This is a genomic window from Streptomyces sp. NPDC091289 (assembly GCF_044757365.1).
In the GTDB taxonomy this organism is placed as follows: Bacteria; Actinomycetota; Actinomycetes; order Streptomycetales; family Streptomycetaceae; genus Streptomyces.
Genome location: NZ_JBIVUT010000018.1, coordinates 1 through 11,477, shown reverse-complemented (window position 1 = coordinate 11,477; position 11,477 = coordinate 1). Strand labels below are relative to the sequence as shown.

The following is an 11,477-nucleotide window of genomic DNA, read 5'->3' as shown; positions in this document are numbered from 1 at the left end:
AGTGGCGAGAAGCACCCGCACCGTCGATGACATCCTGCCGCTCTCCCCGCTCCAGAGCGGTCTGCTGTTCCACAGCGTCTTCGACGAGGACACCGCGGACATCTACACCGTCCAGTCGACCTTCCACCTGGCCGGCCCGCTCGACGCGGGCCGCGCCAGGGAGGCCGCCGAGGCGCTGCTGCGCCGCCACGCGAGCCTGCGGGTCGCCTTCCGCCAGCGCAAGGACGGGGAGTGGGTGCAGATCGTCGCGGCCCGGTACAAGCTGCCGTGGACCGAGATCGACCTCTCCCACCTCCCCGCGGAGCAGGCGGACACCGAGGCCCGCGAGGCGACGCTCGCCGACCGCGAGCGGCGCTTCGACACCGGCAGGCCTCCGCTGATCCGTTTCGCGCTGATCCGGCTCGGCGCCGAGAACCACCGCCTGGTCCTCACCATCCACCACACGGTGCTCGACGGCTGGTCCCTGCCGACGCTCCTGAAGGAGTACCACGCGCTGTACCTGTCGGGCGGCGACGCCCGCGGGCTCCCGGTCGTGGCCCCCTACCGGGACTACCTGGCCTGGCTCTCCCGCCAGGACGCCGACGCGTCGCGGGCCGCCTGGGACGCCATGCTCGACGGCCTGGCGGCGCCCAGCCTGGTGGCGGGCGCCACCGAGCACACCCCGCAGGACCCCGGGCGCCACGAGTTCGGGCTCACCGAGGAGCAGACCCGGGCCCTGTCGGCCCGGGCCCGCTCCGCCGGCGTCACCGTCAACACCGTGGTGCAGGCGGCCTGGGCGCTGGTGCTCGCGGGCCTGACCGGCACCGACGACGTGGTCTTCGGCGTCACCGTCAACGGCCGTCCGGCGGAGCTGCCCGGCATCGAGTCCATGGTCGGCCTGTTCATCAACACCCTGCCGCTGCGCGTCCGGCTGCGCCCGGAGCAGGGCGCCGGTGAACTCCTCACCGCGGTGCACCACGCGCAGGCCGAGCTGATCGCCCACCAGTACCTGGGGCTGTCCGAGGTGCAGCACCGCACCGGTCTCGGCCCGCTCTTCGACACGTCCGTCGTCTTCGAGAACTTCCCGTTCGACTCCGCTCCCGCCGTCTCGGGGGAGAGCGACCCGCTGCGGGTGGTGGGGGCCGAGAGCCACTCCGCCAACCATTTCCCGCTCAGCCTCGTCGGCATGCCGCAGGACGCCCTGCGCTTCAAGCTCTTCCACCAGCGCGACCTGTTCGACGACACGGCCGCGGCCGGCGTCGCCGAGCGCTTCCTCGTGCTGCTGGACACCCTCGTACGGGATCCCGGGCGGCCGCTCGGCCGCATCGACGTGATCGGCGCGGACGAGACCGCCCGCGCGCTCGCCGCCGCGGGCGGATCCGCGGGCGCCGCGGCCGACGGCGCGCGACTGCCCACCCTGCCCGAGCTGTTCACCGCCCAGGCCGACGCCACTCCCGACTCTCCCGCCGTGCGCGCGGGCGGCCACGTGCTCACCTACCGCGAGCTCGACGCGCGGGCCAGCCATGTGGCCCGCACGCTCGTCGAGCGCGGTGTCCGGGCCGGACGCACGGTGGCGGTGCTGCTGCCGCCCGGCATCGACCTGGTGGTGGCCCTGCTCGGCGTCGCCAAGTCCGGTGGCGCGTACGTGCCGGTGGACCCCGAGCACCCGGCCGAGCGCATCGCCGCGGTGCTCGCCGACGCCGACCCGGTGCTCGCCCTGGCCGCGCCCGGTCTCGCCCTGCCGGACACCGAGACGCTGGCGGTCACCGGCGAGGAGGCCACCTCCTTCACCGCGACCCCGCACCCGCACGACCCGGCCTACCTGATCTTCACCTCCGGCTCCACCGGCCGCCCCAAGGGCGTCGTCGTCGAGCACCGCTCCCTGGCCGCCTACCTCGTACGCGCCCGCGACGCCTACCCGGACGCCGCAGGCCTCACCCTGGTGCACTCCTCGGTCACCTTCGACCTCACCGTCACCGGCCTGTTCACGCCGCTGGTCTCCGGCGGCTGCGCCCACCTCGCCGAACTCCCGGACGCCGTGGGCGGCCCGCGCCCCACGTTCCTCAAGGGCACCCCCAGCCATCTGGAGCTCCTCGACACCCTGCCCGGCGAGGTCTCGCCGTCCGGCACCCTCGTCCTCGGCGGCGAGGCCCTGCGCGGCGAAGCCGTACGCGGCTGGCGCGCCGCCCACCCCGACGCCACCGTGATCAACGCCTACGGGCCCACCGAGGCGACCGTCAACTGCCTGGAGTTCCGGATCGAACCCGGCACCCCAACGGCCGACGGCCCCGTCCCGATCGGCCGTCCCTTCGCCGACACCCGCGCCTACGTCCTGGACGCCGCCCTGCGCCCGGTCGCCCCCGGCGTCGCCGGTGAGCTGTACGTCTCCGGCGTGGTCCTCGCCCGCGGCTACCTCGGGCGCCCCGGCCTCACCGCCGAGCGGTTCCTCGCCGACCCGTACGGCCCGCCCGGCACCCGGATGTACCGCACCGGCGACCTCGCCCGGCGCCTGGCCGACGGCACCTTCGTGCACGCGGGGCGCGCCGACGACCAGATCAAACTGCGCGGCTTCCGCATCGAACCCGGCGAGATCGAGGCGGCGGCCGCCGCCCACGCCGACGTCACCCGGGCGGTGGTCCTCGCCCGCGAGGAGGAGGCGGGCGACGCCCGGCTGATCGCCTGGGTGACCCCCGGGACCGTGGACACCGACGCGCTGCGCGCCCATCTCGCCGCCGTTCTGCCGCCCTACATGGTCCCGGCCGCGATCGTCGCCCTGCCCGCGATGCCGCTGACCCCCAACGGCAAGATCGACCGCAGGGCGCTGCCCGTTCCCGAGGCGACCGCGGGCGCGCTGCCCGTGCAGCGCTCCCAGCGCGACCCGCGCGAGGACCTCGTGGCCGAGCTGTTCGCCGGGGTGCTCAAAGTCGCCGCCGTCGGCCCCGACGACGACTTCTTCGAGCGGGGCGGCCACTCCCTGCTCGCCATCCGGCTGGTGAGCCGGCTGCGCGCGAGCCTGGGCGTCGAGCTCTCCGTCAAGCACCTGTTCCAGAACCCCACCCCGGCCGGCCTGGTCCGCTCCCTCGGCGAGAGCGAGGAGGCGCGCCCGGCGCTCGTGCGCGGCGACCGCCCCGAGCGGCTGCCGCTCTCCTACGGTCAGCAGCGCCTCTGGTTCCTGCATCGCATGGAGGGGCCGAACCCGGTCTACAACCTGGCCTCCGCGCTGCGGCTGACCGGCCCGCTGGACCACACCGCGCTGCGCGCCGCGTACGCCGACGTGGTGGCCCGCCACGAGAGTCTGCGCACGATCATCGCCGAGGACGAGCAGGGCCCCCACCAGGTCGTCCTCGCGGACGTCCACCCCGAGCCCGTCCATGTGCGCTGCACGGAGGAGGAACTGGCGGACCTGCTCGCCGAGCATGCCCGCCACCCCTTCGACCTCGCCGCCGACCTGCCGCTCAAGCTGTTCCTGTACGAACTCGCCGAGGACCGGCACGAACTGCTCGTCCTGCTGCACCATGTGGCCGGGGACGGCTGGTCCACCCCGCTGCTCACCCGCGACCTGACCCGCGCCTACGCCGCACGGGCCGGGGGAACCGCGCCGCAGTGGCGGGAACTACCCGTCCAGTACGCCGACTTCGCCCTGTGGCAGCACCATCTGATGGGCTCGGAGGACGACCCGGACAGCCGTGTCTCGCGCCAGCTCGCCTTCTGGCGCGAGACCCTCGCGGAGCTCCCCGAGGAACTCTCCCTGCCCACCGACCGGCCGCGCCCGGCCGTCGCCTCCTACCGCGGCGACAACGTCGTCATCAGCCTGCCCGCCGCCCTGCACCGGGCCGTCGCCGAGCGTGCCCGCGCGGCCGACGCCACCGTCTTCATGGTCGTCCAGGCCGCGCTCGCCGTGACCCTGTCGCGGCTCGGCGCCGGGGACGACATCCCGCTCGGCTCCCCCGTCGCGGGCCGCCTCGACGAGGCGCTCGACGACCTCGTCGGCGACTTCATCAACACCCTGGTGCTGCGTACCGACGTCAGCGGCGACCCCTCCTTCACCGAGCTCCTCGCCCGGGTGCGGGAGACGGATCTCGCGGCCTGGTCGCACCAGGACCTGCCGTTCGAGCGGCTGGTAGAGGTGCTCAATCCGGCCCGCTCGCTGGCCCGCTCGCCGCTGTTCCAGACGCTGCTCGCCTTCAACAACACCGGCGGCCCGGCCGGTTCGGGTCCGGCCGAGGCCCGGCTCGGCGCGCTCACCGTGACCGCCCGCGGCGGGATCGGCAGCGGGGTCGCCAAGTTCGACCTCGCCTTCAACCTGCGCGAGCGGCACACCCAGGACGGCGCCCCGGACGGCATGACGGGCATCCTGGAGTACGCCGCCGACCTGTTCGACCACAGCACGGCCGAGCGCCTGGTGGAGCGCTTCACCACCGTCCTGGCCCGCCTCGTCGCGGAGCCGGACCGGCCCGTCGGCACCGTGGACGTCCTCCTCGAAGGGGAGCGCACGGCCGCGCTCACCGCCCCCGGCGACACCGCCCGCCCGGCCGAGGACCGCTGGTTCCTGGACCGTTTCGAGCGGCAGGCCGCCCGGCACCCGGACGCCCCGGCCGTCACCGCGGGCGAGGTCACCCTCTCGTACGGGGAACTGAACCGCCGTGCCAACGCGATGGCCCGCCTGCTGACCGAGCGGGGCGCCGCCCCGGAGCGCTTCGTCGCCGTCGCCCTGCCCCGCACCGTGGACCTGCTCGTCACCCTGCTCGCCGTACAGAAGTCGGGCGCCGCCTATCTGCCCCTCGACACCGGCTTCCCCGCCGGCCGCATCCACCGCATGATCACGGACGCGGACCCGGCCGTCCTCGTCAGCACGGGCGAGCTGCTGCCCGGACTGCCCGACGTGCCCGTCCACACCGTCCTGGCCGACGAGGCGGACCTGTCCGGATACGCCGACGGCGACCTCGCCGCGCGCGCCGAGGCCACCAACGCCGCGTACGTGCTGCACACCTCCGGCTCCACCGGCACCCCCAAGGGGGTCGTGGTGCCGCGCGGCGCGCTCGACAACTTCCTGCGGGCGATGGCCGACCGCTGCGCGGTCGCCGCCGAGGACCGCCTCCTGGCCGTCACCACCATCGGCTTCGACATCGCCGGACTGGAGCTGTACCTGCCGCTGGCACGCGGGGCCTGTGTCGTGCTCGCCGGGCCCGACACCGTGCGCGACCCCGAGGCGCTGCGCGCCGCCGTCACCCGGCACGGCATCACCCTCATGCAGGCCACCCCCACCCTGTGGCGGGCCGCGGTCGGACGGGACGCCTCGTTCCTGTCGGGCGTCCGCGTCCTGGTCGGTGGCGAGGCCCTGCCCGCCGACCTGGCCGCGACCCTCACCGCCGGGGCGCGCTCGGTGCTCAATGTGTACGGGCCCACGGAGACCACCATCTGGTCCACCGGGGCCACCGTCACCGACCCCGCCGCCGTCCACCTCGGGCGGCCCATCGACAACACCGGCGTGTACGTGCTCGACGAGCTGCTGCGCCCGGTCGCCCCCGGCGTCCCCGGCGAGCTCCATCTGTCCGGCGCCGGACTCGCCCGCGGCTACCTCGGGCAGGCGGCCCGCACGGCCGAGCGCTTCGTCGCCGACCCGTTCGGCACGGGCGGCACGCTGATGTACCGCACGGGCGACGTCGTACGCCGCACCACCGCCGGGCGCCTGGAGTACGTCGGCCGCGGTGACCAGCAGGTCAAGCTGCGTGGCTTCCGCATCGAGACCGGCGAGGTCGAGGCCGTGCTCACCGCCCACGCGGACGTGGCGGCCGCGGCCGTCGGCGTGCGCCTCGACGCGGCAGGCGAACCCCGCCTGGTCGCCTGGGCCGTCACCGACCTGGACGCGACGGCCCTGCGCGCCCATGTCGCGGCCGCCGTCCCCGAGTACATGGTCCCCGGCGCCTTCGTGACCCTGCCCGAGCTGCCCCTGACCGCCAACGGCAAGCTGAACCGGGCCGCGCTGCCCGACCCCGCCGAGACACGGGACACCGCCGGCCGTCCTCCACGCTCACCGCAGGAGGAGATCCTGTGCGGCCTGTTCGCGGAGATCCTCAGCCGCCCCCGGGTCTCCATCGACGACGACTTCTTCGCCGTCGGCGGCCATTCGCTCGCCGCGATGCGCCTGGTCGGCCGGATCCGCTCGATGCTCGACGTGGACCTGCCGATCAGCGTCCTCTTCGAGGCGCCCACCGTCGCCGCGCTCGCCGCCCGGCTCACCGGCGCCGGCACCGCGCGCACCCCGCTGACCGCGGGCGAGCGCCCCGAGCGGCTGCCCGCCTCCCCGGCCCAGCAGCGCCTCTGGTTCCTCGGCCGGTTCGAGGAGGCCGGGAGCCCCACGTACAACGTGCCGGTGGTCCTGCGGCTCAGCGGCACCCTCGACGAGCAGGCGCTGACCGCCGCGCTCGCCGACGTCGTCACCCGCCACGAGACCCTGCGCACCGTCTTCGCCGAGGATGCCGAAGGCCCGTACCAGATCGTGCTCGCACCGTGCCAGGTCCCGGCCACCACACGCTCCGCCACCGAGGAGGAGCTGCCCGCGCTGCTCACCGAGGCCGCCCGTGCCGGCTTCGACCTCGCCGCGGACATCCCGCTGCGTGCCCACCTGTTCGCCCTCGCACGGGACGAGCACGCCCTGCTGCTCGTCATGCACCACATCGCCGGTGACGGCGGCTGGTCGGTCCCGCTGCTCGTCAAGGACCTCGCCACCGCCTACGCGGCCCGGCGCGGCGGGCGGGAGCCCGGCTGGCCGCCGCTGGCCGTGCAGTACGCCGACTACACCCTGTGGCAGCGCGAGGTGCTCGGCTCGGCCGACGACCCGGACAGCGAGCTCAGCCGTCAACTCGTGCACTGGAGCGAGGCGCTCGCGGACCTGCCCGAGGAACTCACCCTGCCCGCCGACCGGCCGCGGCCCCTCACCGGCACCGGGCGGGGCGCCGACCTGCGGTACCACGTACCGGCCGAGCTGCACGCCGGCCTGGAGGCCATCGCCCAGAAGCACCGGGCGAGCCTGTTCATGGTGGTCCAGGCCGCGGTCGCGGTGACGCTGTCCCGGCTCGGCGCCGGTGAGGACATCCCGCTCGGCACGCCCAGCGCGGGCCGCGTCAACGAGGCGCTCGACGGCCTCATAGGCTTCTTCGTCAACACCCTGGTGCTGCGCACCGACCTGTCCGGCGACCCCACGTTCGCCGAGGTGCTCGACCGGGTCCGTGCCACCTCCCTCAACGCCTACGCCCGCCAGGACGTCCCCTTCGAGCGCCTCGTCGAGACCCTCAATCCGGACCGTTCCCTCGGCCGCCACCCGTTGTTCCAGACGATGGTCACCTGGAACAACGCGGCCCAGGACGCCTCCAACAGGCTCGCCGAGGACCTGCCCGACCTGCGGATGCGGCTCGGCGAGGTCGACGCGCAGGTCGCCACCTTCGACCTGCTGTTCGCCTTCTCCGACCTGCGCACCGAGCGGGGCGCCCCGGACGGTCTCGCCGTCCGCCTCGAATACGCCACCGATCTGTACGACCCGGCCACGGCGGAGCTGTTCATGTCCACCCTGGCGGCGGTGCTCGGCGCGGTCACCACCGACGCCGGACGTCCCGTGCACCGCATCGACGTCCTGCCCGACGCCACCCGGGCCCGGCTCCTCGAAGCCTCGGACGGCCCCGCCCCGCGCCCCGGCGCACCCCTGGCCCGGCAGCTCGCCGCGCAGGCCGGACGGACCCCGGACACCGTCGCCGTCAGCGACGCGCACGGCACCCTCACCTACCGCGCGCTGCACGAGCGGGCCCGCGCCCTGGCCGTCGAACTCCGCGGCCTCGGGATCGGTCCCGAGAGCCGCGTAGCCGTCGCCCTGCCGCGGGGCACCGACCTCGCGGTCGCCCTCGTCGCGACGCTCACGGCCGGTGCGGCCTATGTCCCTCTGGACCCGGAACTCCCTTCCGAGCGCATTGCGTTGATGCTCGCGGACACCGCGCCGGGCGCGCTGATCACCACGGCCGCCAGCGCCGCGGCCCTGCCCGCCTCGGATGTGCCGCGGCTCTTCGTGGAGGCGCCCCGGCCCGCCGCCGAGCCCGCGCCGGCCTTCCCCGATGCGCTGCCCGACCACCCGGCGTACGTGATCCACACCTCCGGATCGACCGGCCGCCCCAAGGGCGTCGTCATGCCGTACGGCGCGCTGGCCACCCTGCTCGCCTGGCACGAGCGGGCACTGCCCGCGGCGCCCGGCACCGTGGTGGCCCAGTTCACCGCCGTCGGCTTCGACGTGTCCGTGCAGGAGATCCTGTCGGCGCTGCTGACCGGCAAGACCCTCGCCGTCGTCCCCGAGGACACCCGGCGCGACCCGCGCGAACTGGCCCACTGGCTCGCGGAGCAGCGGGTCGCCGAGTTGTACGCGCCGAACCTGGTGATCGACGGCGTCCTGGAGGCGGCCCGCGAGTGCGGCGCCGACCTGTCGGGCCTGCGCCACCTCGTCCAGGCCGGCGAGGCGCTGACCCTGCGCGAGCCGGTGCGCGCCCACCACGCCACCACGCCGACCCGCCTGCACAACCACTACGGGCCCGCCGAGACGCACGTGGTGACCGCGTGGACGCTGCCCGCCGACGTCGGGTCCTGGCCCGGCACCCCGCCGATCGGCCGCCCGGTCGACGGCGCCGGCGTGCGGCTCCTGGACGCCGGACTGCTGCCCGTGCCGCCCGGCGTCGTCGGCGAACTCCACCTGTCCGGAACGGCGTTGGCGCGCGGCTACCTCAACCGCCCCGACCTCACCGCCGAGCGCTTCGTCGCCGACCCCTACGGCCCGCCCGGCACCCGGATGTACCGCACCGGCGACCTGGCCCGCACCACAGTGGACGGTGAACTGCACTACGTGGGACGCGCCGACCACCAGGTCAAGATCCGCGGCTTCCGCATCGAGCCCGGCGAGATCGAGGCCGTGCTCACCGCACACGAGGACGTGGTGCGCTGCGCCGTCGTGGTCCGCGAGGACACCCCCGGCGACAAGCGGCTCGTCGCCTACGCGGTGACCCGGCCGGGCACCGCGCCCGCCGCGTCCGCGCTCCGCGCCCACCTCGGCGCCCTCCTGCCCTCCCACATGGTGCCCGCCGCGTACGTGCTGCTCGACGAGCTGCCGCTGACCCGTACGGGCAAGCTGGACCGGGCCGCGCTGCCCGCCCCCGCGCAGGAGGCAGCGGCGGTCCGCAAGCCGCGCACCGCCCGCGAGGAGGCGCTGTGCGGTCTGTTCGCCGAGGTGCTGGGCCGCCCCGCGGTCGGGGTCGACCAGGACTTCTTCGACCTGGGCGGCCACTCGTTGCTCGCCACCCGTCTGGTGGCCCGCGTCCGTACCGTCCTCGGGGCCGAGCTCGCCGTCCGCGGCCTGTTCGAACAGCCCACGCCCGCCGGTCTCGCGGCTCTGCTCGACGAGGCCGACGGTGCCCGCCCGGCGGTGACCCGCCGCGAGCGGCCCGATCGGATCCCGCTCTCGCCCGCCCAGCGCCGGCTGTGGTTCCTGCACCGCATGGAGGGGCCCGGCGCGACCTGGAACATGCCCACCGCCCTGAAGCTGTCCGGCACCCTCGACGTGGACGCCCTCGGCGCGGCCCTCGGGGACGTCGTCACCCGGCACGAGTCGCTGCGCACGGTCTTCGCCGAGGAGGGGGGCAGCGGCTACCAGGTGATCCGAACGCCCGAGGAGGCCTTCACCGCGCTCGGCCTTCTCGCCGCCACCGAGGTGGCCCCCGAAGCCCTCGCCGGCCGGCTGGCCGAGGAGGCCGCCCGCCCCTTCGATCTCGCTGCCGAGCCGCCGCTGCGGGCGGTACTGCTGCGCACCGGTCCTCAGGAACACGTCCTGCTGCTCGTCCTGCACCACATCGCCACCGACGGCTGGTCGGCGCCGGTCCTCGCCCGCGACCTCATCGAGGCGTACGCCGCACGCCGGGCCGGGGAGCGCCCCGGCTGGGCGGAACTCCCCGTCCAGTACGCCGACTACACGCTGTGGCAGCGCGAGGTGCTCGGCTCCGAGGACGATCCGGACAGCGTGGCCGCACGCCAGCTCGGCTACTGGAAGCGGACGCTGGCCGAGCTGCCCGAGGAGCTGGCGCTGCCCGCCGACCGGCCGCGTCCCGCCGTGGCCTCGCACCGGGGCGACGCCGTGCCCTTCCACCTGCCCGCCGATCTGCACGCGGGCCTCGCACGGCTCGCGGGCGAGCACCGGGCCAGCCTCTTCATGGTGGTCCAGGCCGCCTGGGCGACGCTGCTGTCCCGGCTCGGCGCCGGCGACGACATCCCGGTCGGCACCCCGATCGCGGGCCGCACCGACGAGGCCCTGGACGACCTGGTCGGCTTCTTCGTGAACACCCTGGTGCTACGCGCCGACCTGTCCGGCAACCCCACCTTCACGCAGCTCGTGGACCGGGTGCGCGAGACCTCGCTCGGCGCCTATGCCCACCAGGACGTGCCGTTCGAGCGGCTGGTGGAGGTGGTCAACCCGGCGCGCTCGATGGCCCGCCACCCGCTGTTCCAGACCATGCTGATGTGGAACAACAACGACGACCGGCTCGCGGCCGGTCCCGGCGTCGGCCTGGACGACCTGACCGCCGGGACGCTGCCGCTGGGCAGCAGGGTCGCCAAGTACGACCTGACACTGGCCCTCAAGGAGGCTCGCGCCGACGACAGCGCCGCCGCCGGGCTGCACGGCCATCTGGAGTTCGCGACGGACCTGTTCGACCGGTCCACCGCGGAGCGCCTCGTGGAACGGTTCACCCGTGTCCTGCGCACGGTCGTGGAACGCCCGGAGACCGCCGTGGCGGCCGTGGACGTGATGGCCCCTGGAGAACGGGAGAGGGTACTCGGTGAGTGGAACGACAACGGCCGCGAGGTCCCGGACGTCACCCTCACGCGGCTTCTCGCGGACCGTGTGGCGGTGTCGCCTGAGGCGTGCGCTCTGGTCTTCGGTGATCTGGCCCTGTCCTACCGGGAGTTGAATGCCCGGGCGAATCGGCTTGCGCACTGGTTGATCGGGCAGGGTGCGGGGCCGGAGCGTCTGGTGGCTGTGGCGTTGCGCAGGTCGCCGGATCTGGTGGTGGCGTTGCTGGCTGTTCTGAAGTCGGGTGCTGGTTATGTGCCGGTGGATCCGGACTTTCCGGAGGAGCGTGTTGCGCACATCCTGCGGGATGCGGCGCCGGTTCTGTGTCTGACCGAGGATGTGCTGGCGGAGGTGGATCTGTCGGCGTACGGCTACCAGGATCCGGTGGTGCACGGGGTCTCGGGGGAGAGCACGGCGTATGTGATCTATACGTCGGGTTCGACGGGGCGTCCGAAGGGTGTCGGTGTTTCGCACGGGGCTCTGGTGAATTTCCTGGTCGCGATGCAGGACCGGTTCGCGTTGGATGAGTGCGACCGGTTGGTGGCGGTGACGACGGTCGGGTTCGATATCGCGGGTCTGGAGCTGTTTCTGCCTCTGTTGCACGGTGCGCAGGTCGTTCTGGCTC

1 protein-coding gene is annotated in these 11,477 nt (G+C 74.4%); it reads left to right on the top strand.

Translation table 11 applies throughout. The features are described from left to right. Nucleotide 1: 1 nt before the first annotated feature. Nucleotides 2–11,477: amino acid adenylation domain-containing protein (locus tag ACIQPT_RS23815; protein ID WP_401158235.1), on the top strand; the 11,476-nt coding region annotated here is incomplete at its 3' end.